Origin of the sequence: Pseudomonas spartinae, from assembly GCF_965197125.1 — a bacterium.
Classification (GTDB): Bacteria; Pseudomonadota; Gammaproteobacteria; order Pseudomonadales; family Pseudomonadaceae; genus Aquipseudomonas; species Aquipseudomonas composti_A.
Window position 1 is genome coordinate 12053 of the sequence record NZ_CBDAMB010000002.1, and the last position, 19472, is coordinate 31524.

A 19472-nucleotide genomic window follows, 5' to 3' on the forward strand; every position below is an offset into this window, starting at 1 on the left:
AAAACTGACCGACTAGACTGCGCCACCATGACCCTGCGCGCACCTGAGTTGGAATTCGACCCCTGCGACGAGCTCGCCGCCCTGTGCAAGGCCGGCGGCGATCCGCTGCGCCTGAACGTCCTGCGCGTCCTGAGCAACGACTCCTTCGGCGTGCTGGAGCTGGCGCAGATATTCGCCATTGGCCAGTCGGGCATGAGCCACCACCTCAAGGTCCTGGCCCAGGCCGACCTGGTGGCCACGCGCCGTGAAGGCAACGCGATCTTCTACCGCCGCGCCCTGCCCAACGGTCGCCTGCATGCCGCCTTGCTCGACGATATCGATGAACTGCCGCTGCCTGCAGATGTGCAGGCCCGTATCGCCACCGTGCATCAGCAGCGCGCCACCGTCAGCCGCGACTTCTTCGCCCGCATGGCAAGCAACTTCCAGGCCCAGCAGGACCTGATCGCCGGCCTGCCGCAGTACCGCGACAGCCTGCTGGCCCTGCTCGATGCCCTGCACTTCGCCCCCAGCGCCAGCGCAGTGGAAATCGGCCCTGGCGACGGTGCCTTCCTGCCCGAGTTGGCGCAGCGCTTTGCCCAGGTCACGGCACTGGACAACAGCCCGGCTATGCTCGAACTGGCAAGCCAGCGCTGCGCCGCCGAAGGGCTGGACAACGTCGAGCTGAAACTGGCCGATGCGCTGCAGGACGCGCCAGTCACGGCCGATTGCGTGGTGCTGAACATGGTTCTGCACCACTTCGCCGCCCCGGCCGAGGCCTTTCGCAAGCTGGCTGACCTGGTCGCCCCGGGCGGCAGCCTGCTGCTCAGCGAACTGTGCAGCCACGACCAGAGCTGGGCGCGCGAAGCCTGCGGCGACCTGTGGCTGGGCTTCGAGCAGGAAGACTTGGCGCACTGGGCGACGGCCGCCGGCCTGACGCCCGGTGAAAGCCTGTACATAGGCCTGAAAAACGGCTTTCAGATTCAATTACGGCACTTTGCCAAACCCGATGCGCACAGCGCCTTCAGCCTCCGGCAAGAAAGGAACCGATAGATGAGCGAATATTCCCTGTTTACTTCCGAGTCCGTGTCCGAAGGGCATCCGGACAAGATCGCCGACCAGATTTCCGATGCGGTGCTCGACGCCATCATCACCCAGGACAAGCACGCCCGCGTGGCGGTGGAAACCCTGGTCAAGACCGGCGTGGCCATCGTCGCCGGCGAAGTCACCACCAGCGCCTGGGTCGACCTGGAGCAGATCGTCCGCGACGTGATCTGCGATATCGGCTACACCAGCAGCGACGTCGGCTTCGACGGCGCCACCTGCGGCGTGCTCAACATCATTGGCAAGCAGTCCCCGGACATCAACCAGGGCGTCGACCGCGCCAAGCCGGAAGATCAGGGCGCTGGCGACCAGGGCCTGATGTTCGGCTACGCCAGCAACGAAACCGACGTGCTGATGCCGGCGCCGATCTGCTTCTCGCATCGCCTGGTCGAGCGCCAGGCCGAAGCGCGCAAGTCCGGCCTGCTGCCGTGGCTGCGCCCGGATGCCAAATCCCAGGTCACCTGCCGCTACGAGAACGGCAAGGTCGCCGCCATCGACGCGGTCGTGCTGTCCACCCAGCACAACCCGGAAGTGAAATACGACGACCTGCGCGACGGCGTGATGGAACTGATCGTCAAGCACGTGCTGCCGGCCGAACTGCTGCACGCCGACACCCAGTTCCACATCAACCCGACCGGCCAGTTCATCATCGGCGGCCCGGTGGGTGACTGCGGCCTGACCGGGCGCAAGATCATCGTCGACAGCTACGGCGGCATGGCCCGTCACGGCGGCGGTGCCTTCTCCGGCAAGGACCCGTCCAAGGTCGACCGTTCGGCTGCCTACGCCGGCCGCTACGTGGCCAAGAACATCGTTGCCGCCGGCCTGGCCGAGCGCTGCGAGATCCAGGTGTCCTACGCCATCGGCGTGGCCCAGCCGACCTCCATCTCGATCAACACCTTCGGCACCCACAAGATCGCCGAAGACAAGATCATCGCGCTGGTGCGCGACATATTCGACCTGCGCCCCTATGCCATCACGCGCATGCTCGACCTGCTGCACCCGATGTATCAGGACACCGCAGCCTACGGTCACTTCGGCCGCACGCCGCAGTCCAAGACCGTCGGCGACGACAGCTTCACCACCTTCACCTGGGAGCGCACCGACAAGGCTGCCGACCTGCGCGCCGCTGCCGGCCTGTAAGCGACGCCCGCCAAAAAGCCCCGCCTGCTTGAGCAGTGCGGGGCTTTTTCGCTTTGTGCGCCTCAGGAAATCTGGAGACTGCCGCCGAGATACATCATCCCCAGCCCAATGGCCATGAACAGCAACGGCGCACGCATGGGCGGCTCGTACAGGGCGAAGATCCCCTGCGAGACGGGCGGAAACAGGAAGTTGAGCACAACGCAGATCAGCGACACCTGGACGCCACGCGCCACAGACCAGATCCAGGCTGCCAACGCGAGGAGAAAACCGATCACGTCCATTTACCATTCCTTGGCTAGAGTAGAAGTTGGGGCGCGAAATATATCAGCCCCCAGGAAAAGCAACAGCACGAAAGGGTTCAAGGAGGAACCATGCGCAACGCTCTGGCATTCGCCGCACTGCTCGCATCCATGTCGAGCCTTGCCACACCCTGCCCCGACTGGTCCAGCGCACAAGCCACGCATGAGCTGACCGCCCTGCAGGCCCAGCTCGCCACCTGGGACGACGCCTACCATAACCAGGGCCGCAGCCTGATTGCTGATGAGCTCTACGATCAGGCCCGCGTCCGCCTGAGCCAATGGCAGACATGTCTCGGCCAAGCGCAACAGGCACCAGACGCTGCTCTGGCAGGCGCGAGCACCGAACTGCCTCACCCCATAGCCCAAACCGGCCTGCGCAAGCTCGACGAAGCCGGCATCGGCCAGTGGCTAGCCGGTCGCACCGATGCCTGGATTCAGCCCAAGGTCGACGGCGTCGCCGTGACCCTGGTCTATCGCCAGGGCCACCTGCGGCAGGCCATCAGCCGCGGCGATGGACGCAGCGGGCAGGCCTGGACAGCTCGCGCCCGCGAACTGCCGGCCATCCCCCAACAACTGCCCCAGCCGCTGAACGCCATCCTGCAGGGCGAGCTGTACTGGCGCCTGGACAGCCACCAGCAGGCCCGCGACGGCAGTGCCGGCGCACGCGGCAAAGTGGCAGGACTGATGGCAAGACAGACGATATCCGTCGAGGAAGCGGCCGGCATTGGCCTGTTCGTCTGGGATTGGCCAGATGGCCCGGCCGATATGCAAGAACGCCTGGCTGTCCTGCAGCGCCTGGGCCTGCAGGACAGCCACACTTACAGCCGCCCGGTCGAAAACCTGGCGCAAGCAGCTGAATGGCGGCAGCACTGGTATCGCAGTGCCCTGCCCTTCGCCAGCGATGGCGTGGTGCTGCGTCAGGGCCAACGGCCTGCGGGCGAGCGCTGGCAGGCCGAACCACCACATTGGGCAGTAGCCTGGAAATACCCGGCCAGCCAGGCGCTGGCCGTGGTGCAGAGAGTGAAGTTCAACATTGGTCGCACCGGCCGCATCAATCCAGTGCTGGAACTGCAGCCTGTACTGCTCGACGACCGGCGTATCAGCCGAGTCGCAGTCGGCTCGCTGCAGCGCTGGCAAGAACTGGACATCCGCCCCGGCGATCAGGTCGCCATTCGCCTCTCCGGCCTCACCATCCCGCGCCTCGACGAGGTGGTCTGGCGCAGCCAGCAACGCGCCGAAGTGGACGTACCGCATGCCGAGGACTACCACGCCCTGAGCTGCTGGCGCAGTACGCCATCCTGCCAGCAGCAATTCCAGGCCCGCCTGGCCTGGCTCAGCAGCAAGCAGGGCCTGAACCTGCCCGGCGTAGGCCCCGGTACCTGGCGCACATTGCTGGCGGGTGAGCGCCTGCACGGCCTGCTCGACTGGCTGGAGTTCGACAACGAGCAACTGCAACAACTGCCGGGCGTCGGCGCGCGGCGTGCCACCCAGTTGCAGCACGCCTTCGCCCAGGCCCAGCAGCGCTCGCTGCAGCAATGGCTGCAGGCGCTCGGCGCCCCGCCGGGCCTGAACCTGCGTGCGGACGATGACTGGACGACTCTGCAGGCGCGCAGCCACGCCGAATGGCTACGCCAACCCGGGGTGAGCCAGAAGAGTGCCGAGCGGCTGCTGGCGTTCTTCAGCCATCCGGAGGTCCAGCAGCTGGCGACACAACTGCAGCGCGCCGGGGTCGAGGGCTTTCAACGCCGGGACACTCCACCCCACGGCTGATCCAGATCAGCCGATGCCGCGCACGGGTCGAACCTCATGCAGTAACCGTGGTCACTTCGAATAGACACTCACGAGGACAGACCATGATTCGTCAAACCGCTTTGCTCGGCCTGCTGCTGGCCGCCAACCTCAACGCCACGCCCATCCTCGCCGCCGAAGCTGACAGTGGCTGCGCGGCCAAACGCCAGGTCATCGAGAAAAAGATCGAAGCCGCCCGCCAGAATGGCAACGCGCACGAGCTGGATGGACTGCAAAGGGCGCTGGGCAACGTGGCAGCCAATTGCGATGACGACACGCTGCACAGCGAGCGCCTCGCCAGCGTCGAACAAGCCCGCCAGGAAGTAGAGGAACGCGAGATGGATCTGCGCGAAGCCATCGGCAAGGGCGATCAGGAGAAGATCGCCAAGCGTCAGGCCAAACTGGCCGAGGCGCGCGCCGAACTGCAGCAGGCCGAGGCCGAAGCACGCGTCGATCAGTAGGCGCGAAACGCCTTGTGGCAAGCCTCGCAACTGTCCTCGACGGCCTGCATCGCCGGCTCCAGTTCGGTGCGACGTAGCGGCGGCGCGGTCGTAGCCTGCACCAGCGCCGCAGTGGCCTGCTCCAGGTCGCGGGCCATTTTCTGGAATTGCTCATGGCGCTCCCAGACCTCGGGATTGGCCTTGCTGCGCTCGTCATCACGCACTTGCGGAAAATGCTGCCAGGGCTCATGCGACAGTCGCTCCAGCTGCGCGGCGCCAGCAATGAAGCCGGCTTCGTCGTAGACGATACGACCACGCAGCATTCCACCTAGATCTTCGCTGACCTTGAGCATCTCCTTGAACGCCGCCTGACGCTTGCCCAGCGGCGAGTTGGGGTCAACCCCACCACAGGCAGCCAGACTCAGGCAGACGCAGCCGAGCAGCAGGAGTTTCTTCAGCGTCATCGACACGACTTCCACAGGGAAAAGGGTCGCCAGTATCGCGGCTCGATCCGGCCTGGCCAAGCGACCTCTTGTCACAACCCTGGCGTTTCACGTGCGCCAGTCAGCCAGGGTTCAGCTAGACACCCTGGCAAGGCGGGGCTGTTCGCCCAGGCAGACGCGCTCAGGCGGAGACCACGAACAAGGCGACGATCAGGCCCATCCCGGCGAACCATACCAGCGACCGCACAGGTCCCCAGTCGGCCAGGTAGCAGATGAAATACAGCACGCGGCTGACGATAAAGGCCAGCGCCAACTGGTCGAGCAGCGCCTGCGCAGCACCTCCGGCCTGGTGCGCGATGATCACCGCCGCCGCGAATGCCGGCGTGACTTCGAAACCATTGAGCTGGGCGTTGTTGGCCCGCTGGCGCCAGCCCTGCAGCGTGCCCAGAAAGGCGCGTGGATCCTGGTTGGCCCGCGGGCCGTAACCAGGGCCGAGAAACTTGGCGGCAGCGGTGCCCAGGTAGGGCAGGAAGATGGCGATCAGTACGCACCAGTAGGCAAGGGTCATGACGGGCTTTCACGGTTGGGAACGGGAAGCCAAGCCTGCGCGAGCACCCCGCCCACGTCCATGACTGCCGCCACCGATGATGCCGGCGCTTCGGCCAAGCCTGCGGCCATCTTTGCCAGCGTGGTTCAGCCGGGGAAACGATCCTTGGCGTAGGTGATCGCTGTCTTGCCGTGAGGCGCCGGCAAGCCGTCCTCGCCGAGGTTGACGAACACCAGCTTGTCGATGGTCAGGATGCTCTTGCGGGTGACCTTGTTGCGCACCTCGCAGCACAGGGTGATGGAGGTACGACCGAACTCGGTGGCAGTGATGCCCAGTTCGATGATGTCGCTCTGCCGCGCCGAACTGACGAAGTTGATCTCGGAGATGAACTTGGTCACCACGCGCTGATTGCCGAGCTGGACGATGGCGTAGATCGCCGCCTCTTCGTCGATCCACCTCAGCAGGCTGCCGCCGAACAGCGTGCCATTGGGGTTGAGGTCCTCGGGCTTGATCCACTTGCGGGTGTGGAAATTCATGCATTGTCCTCCGTATTGAATGGGTCCCCATGATGCGCCGACAGCATTACGCTTGTCGCGGCGCGGCCATCTGTGGCGTGCATTGCGACGCGAAAGCGACGGAAAACCTTGGGCGCCGCCGCTCGGCTCGCTATAATCGGCCAGTTTCACGCGACCGGCACCGCTCCGGTCGCTCCCGCCACCCGGTCGAGGGGCGCTGCAGCAACCTGAAAGATCTGTTTCGAATCCGCAAGCTCCGCATTCCAGCAGTGCTTCGCGGCGGATTCGAATCAACCTTCCAGGCTGTCAGGCTCGCCCGGGGCGTTATCCAAACGCATCAACGGCGCCCATTCGCAGACAACGAATGGAGAGTTACTGCATGAGCGCTTTCAACGACTACAAGGTCGCCGACATTTCCCTGGCCGACTGGGGCCGCAAGGAACTGATCATCGCCGAATCCGAGATGCCGGCCCTGATGGGCCTGCGTCGCAAGTACGCCGCCAGCCAACCGCTGAAAGGCGCGAAGATCCTCGGCTGCATCCACATGACCATCCAGACCGGCGTGCTGATTGAAACGCTGACCGCCCTGGGCGCCGAAGTGCGCTGGTCCTCGTGCAACATCTTCTCCACCCAGGATCAGGCCGCTGCCGCCATCGCCGCCGCCGGTATCCCGGTGTTCGCCTGGAAAGGCGAGACCGAAGAAGAGTACGAGTGGTGCATCGAGCAGACCATCCTCAAGGATGGCCAGCCGTGGGACGCCAACATGGTGCTGGACGACGGCGGTGACCTGACCGAAATCCTGCACAAGAAATACCCGCAGATGCTCGAGCGCATCCACGGCGTGACCGAAGAAACCACCACCGGCGTGCACCGTCTGCTCGACATGCTCAAGGCCGGCACCCTGAAAGTTCCGGCGATCAACGTCAACGACGCCGTGACCAAGAGCAAGAACGATAACAAGTACGGCTGCCGCCACAGCCTCAACGACGCCATCAAGCGCGGCACCGACCACCTGCTGTCGGGCAAGCAGGCGCTGGTCATCGGCTACGGTGACGTGGGCAAGGGCTCGGCGCAGTCGCTGCGTCAGGAAGGCATGATCGTCAAGGTCTCCGAAGTCGATCCGATCTGCGCCATGCAGGCCTGTATGGACGGCTTCGAGCTGGTCTCGCCGTACAAGAACGGCATCAATGACGGCAGCGAAGCGAGCGTCGACGCCGCACTGCTGGGCAAGATCGACCTGATCGTCACCACCACCGGCAACGTCAACGTCTGTGACGCCGGCATGCTCAAGGCTCTGAAGAAGCGCGCCGTGGTGTGCAACATCGGTCACTTCGACAACGAGATCGACACCGCCTTCATGCGCAAGAACTGGGCCTGGGAAGAGGTCAAGCCGCAGGTGCACAAGATCCACCGCACCGGCGCTGGCACCTTCGATCCGGCCAACGACGACTACCTGATCCTGCTGGCCGAAGGCCGTCTGGTGAACCTGGGCAACGCCACCGGCCACCCGAGCCGCATCATGGATGGCTCGTTCGCCAACCAGGTACTCGCGCAGATCTTCCTGTTCGAGCAGAAGTTCGCTGATCTGTCCGCCGAGAAGAAGGCCGAGCGCCTGACCGTCGAAGTGCTGCCGAAGAAGCTCGACGAAGAAGTCGCGCTGGAGATGGTCAAGGGCTTCGGTGGCGTGGTCACCCAGCTGACCAAGCAGCAGGCCGATTACATTGGCGTCACCGTCGAAGGCCCGTTCAAGCCCGACACCTACCGCTACTGATCAGCGGGACAGGCAGGGTGCAAGGCACCCTGCCTGCCAAGAACCTCGGTGGCCGGGCCACCCTACGGAATTTTGCTATGTCACAAGAACGCCGCTACAGCTTCGAGTTCTTTCCCGCAAAGACCGAAGCCGGGCATGAAAAACTGATGGATGTGGCGCGCCAACTGGCGGCCTACAATCCCGATTTCTTCTCCTGCACCTATGGTGCGGGCGGCTCGACCCGCGACCGCACCCTCAACACCGTGCTGCAGCTCGATGGCGAAGTGAAGGTGCCCACCGCACCGCACCTGTCCTGCGTCGGCGACAGCAAGGCCGAGCTGCGCGAGCTGCTCAACCTGTACCAGAAAGCCGGCATCAAGCGCATCGTCGCGCTGCGCGGCGACCTGCCGTCGGGCATGGGCCTGGCCAGCGGTGAACTGCGTTACGCCAACGAGCTGGTCGAGTTCATTCGCAGCGAAACCGGTGATCACTTCCACATCGAAGTCGCCGCCTACCCGGAGATGCATCCGCAGGCACGTAACTTCGAGAGCGATGTCGCCAACTTCGTGCGCAAGGCCAAGGCCGGTGCCGACAGCGCCATCACCCAGTACTTCTTCAACGCCGACAGCTACTTCTACTTCGTCGAGCGCGTGCGCAAGCTGGGCGTGGACATCCCCGTGGTGCCGGGCATCATGCCGATTACCAACTACAGCAAGCTGGCGCGCTTCTCCGATGCCTGCGGCGCAGAGATCCCGCGCTGGGTGCGCAAGCAACTGGAAGCCTACGGCGACGACAGCGACAGCATTCGTGCCTTTGGCGAGCAGGTCATCACCGAGATGTGCGAGCGCCTGCTGCAAGGCGGCGCGCCTGGCCTGCACTTCTACAGCATGAACCTGGCAGGCCCCAGCCTGTCCATCTGGAACAACCTCAAGCTGCCGCGTTAACAGGCCGCTTACTCACAGGCTGCCCACCCCGGGCAGCCTGTCCGCTTTACCCTCCCGCCTCGCCGCCGAAGGATCGCCCCTCATGCTCAAACGCACCAAGATCAACGCCTCCGTCAGCCCCAAGGGCAGCCTGGAGACCCTCTCCCAACGTGAAGTGCAGCAGTTGCGCGAAACCGGTTCGGGCAGCGTTTATCGCCTGTTCCGTCAGTGCGCCCTGGCGATCCTCAACACCGGTTCGCATAGCGACAACGCCAAGACCATTCTCGAGGCCTACCCGGACTTCGAAGTGAAGATCCACCAGCAGGATCGCGGCATCCGCCTGGAACTGCTGAATGCCCCGGCCGACGCCTTCGTCGATGGCGAGATGATCGCCAGCACCCGTGAGATGCTGTTCAGCGCCCTGCGCGACATCGTCTTCACCCAGAGCGAGCTGGAGAACAAGCGCATCGACCTGGACAGCTCGGAGGGTATCACCGACTACGTATTCCACCTGCTGCGCAACGCACGCACCCTGCGCAGCGGCGTCGAGCCGAAGATGGTGGTGTGCTGGGGCGGCCACTCGATCAGCACCGAGGAATACAAGTACACCAAGAAGGTCGGTCACGAGCTGGGCCTGCGCGGCCTGGACATCTGCACCGGCTGCGGTCCGGGCGTGATGAAGGGGCCGATGAAGGGCGCCACCATCAGCCACGCCAAGCAACGCAATCTCAAGGGTCGCTACCTGGGCCTGACCGAGCCCGGCATCATCGCCGCCGAAGCACCCAACCCGATCGTCAACGAGCTGGTGATCCTGCCGGACATCGAGAAGCGCCTGGAGGCCTTCGTTCGCGTCGGCCATGGCATCATCATCTTCCCGGGCGGCGCCGGTACGGCCGAGGAGTTCCTCTACCTGCTGGGTATCCTCACCCACCCGGACAACAAGGACCTGCCCTTCCCGGTCATCCTCACCGGGCCGAAGAGCGCCGCCACCTACCTGCAACAGTTGCACGAGTTCATCGGCGCGACCCTGGGCGAGGCGGCGCAGCAGCGCTACAGCATGATCGTCAACGACCCGGCCGAGGTCGCCCGCCAGATGCATGTCGGCATCAGCGAGGTGGAGCACTTCCGCCGCGAACGCAACGACGCCTTCCACTTCAACTGGCTGCTGAAGATCGACGAGAGCTTCCAGCACCCCTTCGAGCCGACTCACGAAGCCATGGCCAGCCTCAACCTGACCCGCGAGCAGCCACTGCATCACCTGGCTGCCAACCTGCGCCGCGCCTTCTCCGGCATCGTCGCGGGCAACGTCAAGGAGAACGGCATCCGCCTGATCGAAGAGCACGGTCCGTACGAGATTCGCGGCGAGGCGACCATCATGCGTCCACTCGATCGCCTGCTGCAGTCCTTCGTCGAACAGCACCGCATGAAACTGCCAGGCGGCAGCGCCTATGAGCCCTGCTACCGGGTCGTCGACTGAAGCTGCTCACAACGCACTTTAACGACCCGGACAAAATCGCTAATCTGGCGCAATGCCATTATTCCAGCGCCAGATTATCGCCACTCTATTACTCTGCAGCCTTGCGCTCAGCGCTCGCGCCGAGACGTTGCGCCTGGTCACGGACGCCTGGGCGCCTTACGTCTATGAAGAAAATGGCCAACCCGCCGGGCTCGACTACGAGATCAGTCGCGAGGTACTGCGCCGCCTGGGCGTGAAGCTGGATCTGCAGTTCATGCCCTGGAAGCGCTGCCTGATGGAGCTGGAGCGAGGCCATGTCGACGGCATCCTGGATATCTTCCACCGGCGCGAACGCGAGGCGAGCATGCTCTTCGTCGAGGAGCCCCTCAGCGAAGTGGAGCTGGTACTGTTCTACGCCCGCAACCGCCCCTACCCCTACGACAGGCTGGAAGACCTGCGCGGTCTGGTGATCGGCGTCTCGCCTGGCTACTGGTACAACGACGAAGCGTTCCGCACCTCGACCCTGTTCAGCCGTGAAGAAGCGCCTTCTCACGAGGCCAACCTGGGCAAGCTGATCCGTCATCGCATCGACCTGGCGGTCAGCGACCGTCGCGCCGGACTCTACCTGAGCGCCCAGATGGGCCTGCAGGAGCAGGTCGACTACAACCGCAAGCCTGTCGGCCACGACCGCCTCTACCTGGCGCTGCGCCATGACCCGAGGCTGGCGCGCCTGGCCGAGAGCTTCACTGCCGAGCTGCGCCGCTTCAAACACGAACCCGCCTACACCCAGCTGCAGCAACGCTACGCGACCCTTTGATACGCCAGGCCGTGAACCAACCGTCAGGCTGGTAGCTGCGCAGACGCTCAGCTCTGTTATACTCGGGCCTTCCCGCCAGGCTTGCGCCCGGATGCTAGCTCCCAGAAGCCAGCAGTACCGGACGGGATCATGCGCCCCACGTGTGATTCAAGCCAGGCTCTACACCCCAAGGGCCACGCCCTCACTTAGTACAGGATTGCTCATGTCCTTTGCCTCCCTCGGTCTCTCCGAGGCTCTAGTCCGTGCGGTCGAGTCCGCCGGCTACACCCAGCCCACTCCGGTGCAACAGCGGGCCATTCCCGCCGTGTTGCAAGGTCGCGATCTCATGGTGGCGGCCCAGACGGGTACAGGTAAGACGGGCGGTTTCGCCCTGCCGATCCTCGAACGCCTGTTTCCGGGCGGTCATCCGGATCGCGAACAACGCCACGGCCCGAAACAGCCGCGCGTGCTGGTACTGACCCCCACTCGCGAACTGGCCGCCCAGGTGCATGACAGCTTCAAGGTCTATGCCCGCGATTTGAAATTCGTCAGCGCCTGCATCTTCGGCGGCGTTGGCATGAACCCGCAGGTTCAAGCCCTGGCCAAGGGCGTCGACGTCCTCGTGGCCTGCCCGGGTCGTCTGCTCGACCTGGCCAACCAGAAGGCCATCGACCTGTCGCACGTGGAAATCCTCGTGCTCGACGAAGCCGACCGCATGCTCGACATGGGCTTCATCCACGACGTCAAGAAGGTGTTGGCCAAGCTGCCGACACAGCGCCAGAACCTGCTGTTCTCGGCGACTTTCTCCAAGGACATCACCGACCTCGCCGGCAAGTTGCTGCACAACCCCGAGCGCATCGAGGTCACGCCGCCGAACACCACGGTCGAGCGCATCGAACAACGCGTCTTCCATCTCGCCGCCAGCCACAAGCGTGCTCTGCTCGCCCACCTGATCACCCAGGGCGCCTGGGAACAGGTGCTGGTGTTCACCCGCACCAAGCACGGCGCCAACCGCCTGGCCGAGTACCTGGAAAAGCACGGGCTGCCGGCTGCCGCGATTCACGGCAACAAGAGCCAGAACGCACGCACCAAGGCCCTGGCCGACTTCAAGGCGAACAAGGTGCGCATCCTCGTGGCGACTGACATCGCCGCCCGCGGCCTGGACATTGACCAGTTGCCGCACGTGGTCAACTTCGAGCTGCCCAATGTCGAGGAAGACTACGTACACCGCATCGGCCGTACCGGCCGCGCCGGGCGCAGTGGTGAGGCGATCTCGCTGGTCGCGCCGGACGAGGAAAAACTGCTCAAGAGCATCGAGCGCATGACCAAGCAGAAGATCCCTGATGGCGATCTGATGGGCTTCGATGCCAGCGCCGTGGAAGCCGAGCGCCCCGAAGTACGCGAGCCGCGCCAGCCGCGCAACGCCGGTCAGCAGAAAAAGCCGAAGGGCGAAGGCGGCGACAAGCCCAAGGGCGATCGCCACGGCGGTGGCCGCAAGGACAAGGGCAAGGACAGCGGCAAGGAGCAGAAAGCCAAGCCGCAAGGTCAGAACCGCCGCGGCCAGAGCCAGCGCAGCAATGCCCAGGGCTCCGCTGCAGCGGCGATCCCACCGCTGCCCCCGGATCGTGATCCCGAGGAATTCCTCGACGATGAGATCGACAACTTCGGCAACCGTGTCGACTATGTCAGTCCGAACCAGAACAAGCAGCAGGGTCGCGGCCGTCGCTCCGGTACAGCACCGGCCAACGGCGCAGCGTCAGGCCAGCCGCGGCAGAGCGGCAAGGCTCCGCGCAACAACAATGGCAGTAGCAACGGCAGCAGCAATGGCGCGAACAAGAACCGTCGCCAGGGCAGCGGTCAAGCAGGCCAAGGCGGCCAGGGGCGCAACGGCAGCAACCGCGGTCGCGGTCGTCCAGCCAATGACGGTCGTGTCACCTCGCTCGATCGTGACGAGCTGCCACGCGCCGAAGCGGCCGTGCGCAGCCCGCGCGAGAAGCAGCCGATCATCATGCACAAGGGCTCGCGCCTGGACCGCTTCCCGACTGCCGAGCAACTCGACGAGCTGAGCAACAGCACCCGTCCGCGCGGCGAGAAGCCAGCACTGCTGACGCGCAACCGCGACGAGTAAGCGCTGACGCACCAACAAAAACGCCGCCCCTGAGGGCGGCGTTTTTGTTTAGGGGAAAAGGCGAGTGGAGAAGCACGTCTCCCCCGCCCTTCGGCCCCCCACTGCGCGCCCCTGCCTGGTCGCCAGCGATCAGGCGCTCATCGGCGCAGGAGGCGATGCCTCCGACAACACACCTCTTCGCCCCATGAATGGGAGAGGGTCATCAGACGGCCGCCAGCTAGCGGCCGCTTTCCTTACTGGCGAACACCTTCGACCGAGATGATCAGCTCGACGGTTTCCGAAGCCGGGCCGAGATCCTTGGAAATATCGAAGTCCTTCAGTTTCAGCGTGGTGGTGCCTTCGAAACCGGCACGGTAGCCGCCCCACGGGTCCTTGCCTTCACCGATGAACTTGGCAGCGATCACCACCGGCTTGGTCACGCCGTTGAGGGTCAGGTTACCGGTGATGTCAGCGGTGCCTTCGCCAGTGGATTTGACCGAAGTGGATTCGAAGGTGGCGGTGTCGTGCTTGCTCGCGTTGAGGAAGTCGGCGCTGCGGATGTGCTTGTCACGCTCGGCGTGGTTGGTGTCGACGCTGGCGGTCTTCAGGGTCACGCTGACCTTGCTCGCCTCCGGGTTGGCGGCGTCGAAGCTGAACTTGCCATCGAAGTCCTTGAAGGTGCCGTACAGCCAGCTGTAACCCAGGTGGCTGATCTTGAAATTGACGAAGGCGTGCTGGCCTTGCTTGTCGATGACGTAGTCGGCCGCCATGGCCTGGCCGCCGATCAGAGCCGAGCCCAGAACCAGTGCAGCGAGGGCGTTCTTCAACATGGGTGTTCTCCTTGCGAGTTGTCGATCTAGATGGGCATGGGCCCGATGATGAATTGCGTCAGCGCCCGAACATCCGCAGCAGGGTGCTGTCACGGTCAATGAAATGGTGCTTGAGTGCGGCCAGGCCATGCAGGCCGGCGAATATCACCAACCCCCAGGCCAGGTATTCGTGGATCGCCCCGGCGATGTCTTCCTGTTGCGCGATTCCGCTCAGGGTTGCCGGCACGCTGAACAGGCCGAACACCTCGATGCCACGGCCGTCGGCGGTGGAAATCAGGTAGCCGGAGATCATCACGCCGAACAAGCCGAGGTAGAGCACGCCATGACCCAACTTGGAGGCCAGGCGAGTGAGCTGGCCGTGGCTGCTCAGAGCCGCCGGTGACGGGTTGAACAGACGCCACAGCACGCGCAGCAGCATGACGGCGAACAGCACGATGCCGATGCTCTTGTGCAGATCCGGCGCGCTCTGGCGCCACGGGTCGTAATAGCTGAGCCCCACCATCCAGAAGCCGAGGGCGAACAGTCCGAATACGGCCAGCGCCACCAGCCAGTGCAGCAGCACGCTGACGAATCCATAAGTAGCGGGGGTGTTGCGCCATTGCATGGGTGGGTTCCCTGATCCAGTGTCCGAGCAAGACTAACGGCAAATATATCGATTTAAAGCGAATTTTTTCGCTATGAAACATCGAGAAATGCGATAGCTCATCACGGACTTTTTAGTCGACCGGCTTAGTGCCGACACGCAGCGCAAAGTTCAGCGACAGGCGCACAGGCGGTATACAACGCCAGACCAGCGGCGCCGTCAGCGTACTGGGTGCCGCTTCTGGTAGGCTGGCCGCCCGCACACAGGGAGATTTCTCATGAGCCTCAACGACCACTGGATGCAACGCGACCTCGACGTGTTGTGGCACCCCTGCACCCAGATGAAGGATCACGAGCGCCTGCCGCTGGTGGCGATCCGCAAGGCCTCTGGCGTATGGCTGGAGGATTTCGACGGCAAGCGCTACCTCGATGCCGTCAGCTCCTGGTGGGTCAATGTCTTCGGCCATGCCAACCCGCGTATCAACGCACGCATTCGCGAACAGCTGGAAAACCTCGAACACGTGATGCTCGCCGGCTTCACCCACCAGCCGGTCATCGAACTGTCCGAGCGCCTGGTGCAGATCACCCCGGCGGGCCTGAACAAGGTGTTCTACGCCGACAACGGCTCATCGGGCATCGAAGTGGCGCTGAAGATGAGCTTTCACTACTGGCTCAACAGCGGCGCGCCGGCGAAGAAGCGCTTCGTGACCCTGACCAACAGCTATCACGGTGAAACCGTGGCGGCGATGTCGGTGGGCGACGTGTCGCTGTTCACCGACACCTACAAGGCGCTGCTGCTCGACACCCTCAAGGTGCCCAGCCCGGACTGCTACCTGCGCCCCGAGGGCGTGAGCTGGGAGGAACATTCGCGCGTCATGTTCGCCCACATGGAGCAGACCCTGGCCGAGCATCATCACGAAGTCGCCGCGGTGATCGTCGAGCCGCTGATCCAGGGTGCGGGCGGCATGCGCATGTACCACCCGATCTACCTCAAGCTTTTGCGCGAAGCCTGCGACCGCTATGGCGTACACCTGATCCACGACGAGATCGCCGTCGGCTTCGGCCGCACCGGCACCATGTTCGCCTGCGAGCAGGCCGGCATTACCCCGGACTTCCTGGTGCTGTCCAAGGCGCTGACTGGCGGCTACCTGCCGATGGCTGCCGTGCTCACCACCGATGATGTCTACAGCGCCTTCTACGACGACTACGCGACCCTGCGCGCCTTCCTTCATTCGCACACCTATACCGGTAACCCGCTGGCCTGCGCCGCCGCGCTGGCGACCCTGGACATCTTCCGTGACGACGACGTGATCGAGCGCAACAAGGCCCTGGCAGCACGCATGGCCAGCGCTACCGCACACATGGCCGATCACCCGCATGTCGCCGAAGTGCGCCAGACCGGCATGGCCCTGGCGATCGAGATGGTGCAGGACAAGGCCAGCAAGACCGCCTACCCCTGGCAGGAACGTCGTGGCCTGCGCGTCTATCAGCATGCCCTGGAGCGCGGCGCCCTGCTGCGCCCACTGGGCAGCGTGGTGTATTTCCTGCCGCCTTACGTGATCACCCCGCAGGAGATCGACTTCCTTGCCGAGGTAGCCAGCGAAGGCATCGATATCGCCAGCCGCGAGTCGGTCAGTGTGGCAGTGGATAACCGCTACCCCGATCATCGCGATCCGGGTTGAGCGAACCACGCCCAAAGAGCGATACGCACAGCGCAACCTGCGGAACAGCGGCGCCTCGACCGCAGGGTGCGCCGCGCGCAGCAGCGCTTTAAACTTGCCGCTTCGAACTTGCCGCCTGCAGCTGCCCTTATGCGCCTATCCCGTTTTTTCATCGATGCCCCGCTCTCCCTCGGTCAACACCAACTGCCCGAGGCCCAGGCCCACTACATCGGCCGCGTGCTGCGCCATGCAGCGGGCGATGCCGTGCAATTGTTCGACGGCAGCGGCCAGGAGTATCTCGGCGAGCTCATCGAAGTAGGCAAGAAGAGCGTACGCGTCGAGCTGCGTGAGGCGATCGCCGGGCTCGACGAATCCCCGCTGCGCATTCACCTCGGCCAGGGTCTGTCACGCGGCGAACGCATGGACTGGGCGATCCAGAAGGCCACCGAGCTGGGGGTCAGCGAGATCACCCCGATCGTCTCGATGCGCTGCGAAGTCAGACTCAAGGATGAGCGTGCCGACAAGCGCATGGCTCACTGGCGCCAGGTGGCGATCAGCGCCTGCGAGCAATGCGGTCGCTCGGTACTGCCGGTGATCAACCCGCCACTGGAACTGGCCACCTGGCAGCAACAGGTCGAAGCGGACCTGAAACTGGTGCTGCACCCGGTTGCCGAGCCCTGGAGCGGTCACGCCGCACCGCGCTCGCTGGCGTTTCTGATCGGCCCGGAAGGCGGTTTGAGCGAGGCTGAAGTCGAGCAGGCCAAGGACGCCGGCTTCCACGCCGCCCGCCTCGGACCACGTGTCCTGCGCACGGAAACGGCTCCCGTGGTGGCCCTCAGCGTCGCACAACAGCTCTGGGGCGACCTGTAAGGCGGGAATGTCGCCTTGGCGTAACAAAATGTGACCTCAAGAGATTGCAAGAGCAACAGTCTTTGTCATGCTCTGCGCGCCGCACGCGCGACCCGCTCACCAGCCACCCGCGCGCGGCCGAGGCCGGCGCCCAGAGCGCCGTTCCTCTTCCAATAACAAACAACGGGCTTCGGCCCCGCCCATAAGGCGGCCGCATGCCCAGGAGCATTGCATGAACGAACTGGTCTCGACCCTAAACGGTCTGGTCTGGAGCCCCGCGCTGATCTATCTCTGTCTCGGCGTTGGTCTCTACTTCTCCCTGCGCGGCCGCTTTCTCCAGGTTCGCCACTTCAAAGAAATGATCCGCTTGATGTTCACCGGCAAGACCGATGAGCACGGCATCACCTCCTTCCAGGCTCTGACCATGACCCTCGCCGGTCGCGTCGGTACCGGCAACATCGCCGGTGTGGCCACCGCGATCACCTTCGGTGGTCCGGGCGCCGTGTTCTGGATGTGGATGGTGGCCTTCCTCGGCGCCAGCTCGGCATTCGTCGAGTCGACCCTCGGTCAGGTGTACAAGGAAAAGCTCAACGGTGAATACCGCGGTGGCCCAGCCTTCTACATCGAGCGCGGCCTCGGTCTGAAGTGGTACGCCTGGTTGTTCGCCATCGTCACCGTATTTGCCTGCGGCCTGCTGCTGCCGGGCGTACAGGCCAACTCCATCGCCTCCAGCGTGAAAACCGCCTTCGACATCGACCCGAACGTCACCGCCGCCGTGCTGGCCGTGCTGATCGGTCTGATCATCTTCGGTGGCGTCAAGCGTATCGCCCACTTCACTCAGGTGGTCGTGCCGTTCATGGCCCTGGGCTACATCCTGGTGGCCATGGTGATCATCCTGCTGAACATCGGCAAACTGCCGGAAGTGGTGATGCTGATCGTCAAGAGCGCCTTCGGCCTCGAGGCTGGCTTCGGCGCCATCGTCGGCATGGCGATCCAGTGGGGCGTCAAGCGCGGCGTCTACTCCAACGAGGCCGGCCAGGGCACTGGCCCGCACGCCTCCTCCGCCGCCGCTGTCAGCCACCCGGCCAAGCAGGGTCTGGTACAGGGCTTCTCGGTCTACATCGATACCCTGTTCGTCTGCTCCGCCACCGCCTTCATGCTGCTGATCACTGGTCAGTACAACGTGCAGGCGCCGGATGGCAGTGCGATGTTCACCGGTATCGCCGGTGTCGCCGCAGGTCCGGGCTATGTACAGACCGCGATGGAGAACATGATGCCCGGCTTCGGCAACGCCTTCGTCGCCATCGCCCTGTTCTTCTTCGCCTTCACCACCATCCTGGCGTACTACTACATCGCCGAGACCAACATTGCCTACATCAACCGCAAGGTGAAGCGCCCCATCCTCACCCTGCTGCTGAAGTTCGGCATCATCGCCGCCACCGTCTACGGCACCGTGCACACCGCCACCTTCGCCTGGGACCTGGGTGATCTGGGCGTTGGTCTGATGGCCTGGTTGAACATCATCGCCATCCTGCTCATGCACAAGGTCGCCTACAAGTGCCTGAAGGACTATGAGCAGCAGTTGGACGAGGGCAAGGACCCGGTCTTCCACCCCGAGAAGCTCGGCATCAAGAATGCCGATTACTGGGGCTCAAGCACCTCGGAAGACAACCTGACCGCAGAGAAAGCCGACGCGCAGCAAACGCAGCGCTGATAGCTCGGCGGCAGTAACGAAAAAGCCCCGGCCAGTGCCGGGGCTTTTTCATGGGTGCAACTTCGAGCGCGGGCCGAACTCAGATCAGGCCGGCATCGGCGAGCAACTGCTCAAGGGCGGCCAGGTCGGGAATACGTACCACGTCCTCACCAACGCGCGCTGCACCCAACTCCAGCGGCGCCAGCTCCACATCGGCCGCCTGCAGGTCGCTACCGACCTTCAGCGAACGTGGAATGCCCTGCACCAGCAAGGCGATGAACTTGACCTTGGGCCGACCACCCAGGGCATTGATCACCGCCACGCGAGCGCCATTGGCAACCTGTACCTGACCGCCGCTGGCAGCCTCGAAGGACAGCAGCGGCAAACGCAGATCACGCCAGGCGATCTGGCCGAGAAACCACTCGGGAGTGCCTTCGCTGACCTGCGGTGCGCGATAGGGAATCAACTCGGCTAACGCCACGTTGGGCAACAGCAGGGTTCGGTCGGTCAGTGGTACCAGCACGCTGGTAAGACCGGTGGCGCTGTTCTGGGTGGCGACGGCTTGGCTCATTG

19 protein-coding genes and 1 riboswitch are annotated in these 19472 nt (G+C 64.1%); of the genes, 12 read left to right on the forward strand and 7 right to left on the reverse strand.

Annotated features, from left to right (window positions below; all coding sequences use genetic code 11):
• The first annotated feature begins 27 nt into the window (after positions 1–27).
• Positions 28–1029 carry an ArsR/SmtB family transcription factor gene (locus tag ACN8M7_RS03880; RefSeq protein ID WP_061238520.1) on the forward strand — a complete coding sequence of 334 codons (1002 nt, stop codon included), beginning with the start codon at positions 28–30 and terminating at the stop codon, positions 1027–1029.
• A complete protein-coding gene (gene metK / locus ACN8M7_RS03885; protein ID WP_490259844.1) occupies positions 1030–2220 on the forward strand; it encodes a methionine adenosyltransferase in 1191 nt (396 codons plus the stop codon).
• A 62-nt stretch (positions 2221–2282) separates the two neighbouring features.
• Here the strand turns inward: metK and ACN8M7_RS03890 are convergent, their stop codons facing one another.
• Positions 2283–2501: a hypothetical protein gene (locus ACN8M7_RS03890; protein ID WP_061238522.1), complete on the reverse strand. Its 219-nt coding sequence runs from the start codon at positions 2499–2501 to the stop codon at positions 2283–2285.
• 90 nt (positions 2502–2591) lie between these two features.
• On the opposite strand from ACN8M7_RS03890, the gene ligB reads away from it, so the two are divergent.
• Positions 2592–4289 carry an NAD-dependent DNA ligase LigB gene (gene ligB / locus ACN8M7_RS03895; RefSeq protein WP_490259845.1) on the forward strand — a complete coding sequence of 566 codons (1698 nt, stop codon included), beginning with the start codon at positions 2592–2594 and terminating at the stop codon, positions 4287–4289.
• A gap of 83 nt (positions 4290–4372) precedes the next feature.
• Positions 4373–4768, forward strand: coding sequence for a DUF1090 domain-containing protein (locus ACN8M7_RS03900; RefSeq protein WP_061238525.1), 396 nt, complete (start codon positions 4373–4375; stop codon positions 4766–4768).
• On the opposite strand, the gene ACN8M7_RS03905 is transcribed toward ACN8M7_RS03900, so the two are convergent.
• The 3 genes from ACN8M7_RS03905 to ACN8M7_RS03915 all read right to left on the reverse strand — a co-directional run bounded on the left by ACN8M7_RS03905 (position 4762) and on the right by ACN8M7_RS03915 (position 6273).
• Positions 4762–5211, reverse strand: coding sequence for a c-type cytochrome (locus tag ACN8M7_RS03905; protein ID WP_061238526.1), 450 nt, complete (start codon positions 5209–5211; stop codon positions 4762–4764). The two genes, ACN8M7_RS03900 and ACN8M7_RS03905, sit on opposite strands and share 7 nt — an antisense overlap.
• 160 nt (positions 5212–5371) lie before the next feature.
• Complete coding sequence (locus ACN8M7_RS03910) at positions 5372–5758, reverse strand: MAPEG family protein (protein ID WP_490259846.1); 387 nt, start codon at positions 5756–5758, stop codon at positions 5372–5374.
• A 125-nt stretch (positions 5759–5883) separates the two neighbouring features.
• Entirely contained in the window at positions 5884–6273 is a 390-nt protein-coding gene (locus ACN8M7_RS03915) for an acyl-CoA thioesterase (protein ID WP_490259847.1), read from the reverse strand.
• Positions 6274–6455: 182 nt separating this feature from the next.
• A riboswitch (S-adenosyl-L-homocysteine riboswitch) is annotated at positions 6456–6608 on the forward strand.
• Between the two features lie 8 nt (positions 6609–6616).
• Here ACN8M7_RS03915 and ahcY point away from each other — a divergent pair.
• The 5 genes from ahcY to rhlE2 all read left to right on the forward strand — a co-directional run bounded on the left by ahcY (position 6617) and on the right by rhlE2 (position 13305).
• Complete coding sequence (ahcY, locus tag ACN8M7_RS03920; protein WP_156458566.1) at positions 6617–8023, forward strand: adenosylhomocysteinase; 1407 nt, start codon at positions 6617–6619, stop codon at positions 8021–8023.
• Positions 8024–8100: 77 nt separating this feature from the next.
• Positions 8101–8946: a methylenetetrahydrofolate reductase [NAD(P)H] gene (gene metF, locus ACN8M7_RS03925; protein ID WP_061238532.1), complete on the forward strand. Its 846-nt coding sequence runs from the start codon at positions 8101–8103 to the stop codon at positions 8944–8946.
• Positions 8947–9028: 82 nt separating this feature from the next.
• Positions 9029–10402, forward strand: a complete 1374-nt coding sequence (ppnN, locus tag ACN8M7_RS03930) for a nucleotide 5'-monophosphate nucleosidase PpnN (RefSeq protein ID WP_490259848.1) — start codon at positions 9029–9031, stop codon at positions 10400–10402.
• Between the two features lie 52 nt (positions 10403–10454).
• Positions 10455–11198, forward strand: a complete 744-nt coding sequence (locus ACN8M7_RS03935) for a substrate-binding periplasmic protein (protein ID WP_061238536.1) — start codon at positions 10455–10457, stop codon at positions 11196–11198.
• A 202-nt stretch (positions 11199–11400) separates the two neighbouring features.
• Positions 11401–13305 carry an RNA helicase RhlE2 gene (gene rhlE2, locus ACN8M7_RS03940; protein ID WP_061238538.1) on the forward strand — a complete coding sequence of 635 codons (1905 nt, stop codon included), beginning with the start codon at positions 11401–11403 and terminating at the stop codon, positions 13303–13305.
• A gap of 233 nt (positions 13306–13538) precedes the next feature.
• Here the strand turns inward: rhlE2 and ACN8M7_RS03945 are convergent, their stop codons facing one another.
• Positions 13539–14114 carry a YceI family protein gene (locus ACN8M7_RS03945; RefSeq protein ID WP_061238539.1) on the reverse strand — a complete coding sequence of 192 codons (576 nt, stop codon included), beginning with the start codon at positions 14112–14114 and terminating at the stop codon, positions 13539–13541.
• A 58-nt stretch (positions 14115–14172) separates the two neighbouring features.
• The gene (locus tag ACN8M7_RS03950) at positions 14173–14718 is read right to left on the reverse strand and encodes a cytochrome b (protein ID WP_061238540.1); all 546 of its coding nucleotides are present in this window, start codon (positions 14716–14718) and stop codon (positions 14173–14175) included.
• A gap of 256 nt (positions 14719–14974) precedes the next feature.
• Between ACN8M7_RS03950 and ACN8M7_RS03955 the strand changes: the two genes are divergently transcribed.
• From ACN8M7_RS03955 to ACN8M7_RS03965, 3 genes are all read left to right on the forward strand, one after another.
• Entirely contained in the window at positions 14975–16378 is a 1404-nt protein-coding gene (locus ACN8M7_RS03955; protein WP_490259849.1) for an adenosylmethionine--8-amino-7-oxononanoate transaminase, read from the forward strand.
• Positions 16379–16507: 129 nt separating this feature from the next.
• Positions 16508–17227 carry a 16S rRNA (uracil(1498)-N(3))-methyltransferase gene (locus tag ACN8M7_RS03960; RefSeq protein ID WP_490259850.1) on the forward strand — a complete coding sequence of 240 codons (720 nt, stop codon included), beginning with the start codon at positions 16508–16510 and terminating at the stop codon, positions 17225–17227.
• Positions 17228–17438: 211 nt separating this feature from the next.
• On the forward strand, positions 17439–18920 hold the full coding sequence (locus ACN8M7_RS03965; RefSeq protein WP_490259851.1) for an alanine/glycine:cation symporter family protein: 1482 nt from the start codon (positions 17439–17441) through the stop codon (positions 18918–18920).
• Between the two features lie 79 nt (positions 18921–18999).
• Here the strand turns inward: ACN8M7_RS03965 and ACN8M7_RS03970 are convergent, their stop codons facing one another.
• The gene (locus tag ACN8M7_RS03970; RefSeq protein WP_490259852.1) at positions 19000–19470 is read right to left on the reverse strand and encodes a chemotaxis protein CheW; all 471 of its coding nucleotides are present in this window, start codon (positions 19468–19470) and stop codon (positions 19000–19002) included.
• Positions 19471–19472 lie beyond the last annotated feature (2 nt).

Excerpts from the sequence above, each read along its gene's own strand:
- ACN8M7_RS03880 (WP_061238520.1), top strand. The coding sequence starts at position 28 with ATGACCCTGCGCGCACCTGAGTTGGAATTCGACCCCTGCGACGAGCTC.
- metK (WP_490259844.1), top strand. The coding sequence starts at position 1,030 with ATGAGCGAATATTCCCTGTTTACTTCCGAGTCCGTGTCCGAAGGGCAT.
- ACN8M7_RS03890 (WP_061238522.1), bottom strand. The coding sequence starts at position 2,501 with ATGGACGTGATCGGTTTTCTCCTCGCGTTGGCAGCCTGGATCTGGTCT.
- ligB (WP_490259845.1), top strand. The coding sequence starts at position 2,592 with ATGCGCAACGCTCTGGCATTCGCCGCACTGCTCGCATCCATGTCGAGC.
- ACN8M7_RS03900 (WP_061238525.1), top strand. The coding sequence starts at position 4,373 with ATGATTCGTCAAACCGCTTTGCTCGGCCTGCTGCTGGCCGCCAACCTC.
- ACN8M7_RS03905 (WP_061238526.1), bottom strand. The coding sequence starts at position 5,211 with ATGACGCTGAAGAAACTCCTGCTGCTCGGCTGCGTCTGCCTGAGTCTG.
- ACN8M7_RS03910 (WP_490259846.1), bottom strand. The coding sequence starts at position 5,758 with ATGACCCTTGCCTACTGGTGCGTACTGATCGCCATCTTCCTGCCCTAC.
- ACN8M7_RS03915 (WP_490259847.1), bottom strand. The coding sequence starts at position 6,273 with ATGAATTTCCACACCCGCAAGTGGATCAAGCCCGAGGACCTCAACCCC.
- ahcY (WP_156458566.1), top strand. The coding sequence starts at position 6,617 with ATGGAGAGTTACTGCATGAGCGCTTTCAACGACTACAAGGTCGCCGAC.
- metF (WP_061238532.1), top strand. The coding sequence starts at position 8,101 with ATGTCACAAGAACGCCGCTACAGCTTCGAGTTCTTTCCCGCAAAGACC.
- ppnN (WP_490259848.1), top strand. The coding sequence starts at position 9,029 with ATGCTCAAACGCACCAAGATCAACGCCTCCGTCAGCCCCAAGGGCAGC.
- ACN8M7_RS03935 (WP_061238536.1), top strand. The coding sequence starts at position 10,455 with ATGCCATTATTCCAGCGCCAGATTATCGCCACTCTATTACTCTGCAGC.
- rhlE2 (WP_061238538.1), top strand. The coding sequence starts at position 11,401 with ATGTCCTTTGCCTCCCTCGGTCTCTCCGAGGCTCTAGTCCGTGCGGTC.
- ACN8M7_RS03945 (WP_061238539.1), bottom strand. The coding sequence starts at position 14,114 with ATGTTGAAGAACGCCCTCGCTGCACTGGTTCTGGGCTCGGCTCTGATC.
- ACN8M7_RS03950 (WP_061238540.1), bottom strand. The coding sequence starts at position 14,718 with ATGCAATGGCGCAACACCCCCGCTACTTATGGATTCGTCAGCGTGCTG.
- ACN8M7_RS03955 (WP_490259849.1), top strand. The coding sequence starts at position 14,975 with ATGAGCCTCAACGACCACTGGATGCAACGCGACCTCGACGTGTTGTGG.
- ACN8M7_RS03960 (WP_490259850.1), top strand. The coding sequence starts at position 16,508 with ATGCGCCTATCCCGTTTTTTCATCGATGCCCCGCTCTCCCTCGGTCAA.
- ACN8M7_RS03965 (WP_490259851.1), top strand. The coding sequence starts at position 17,439 with ATGAACGAACTGGTCTCGACCCTAAACGGTCTGGTCTGGAGCCCCGCG.
- ACN8M7_RS03970 (WP_490259852.1), bottom strand. The coding sequence starts at position 19,470 with ATGAGCCAAGCCGTCGCCACCCAGAACAGCGCCACCGGTCTTACCAGC.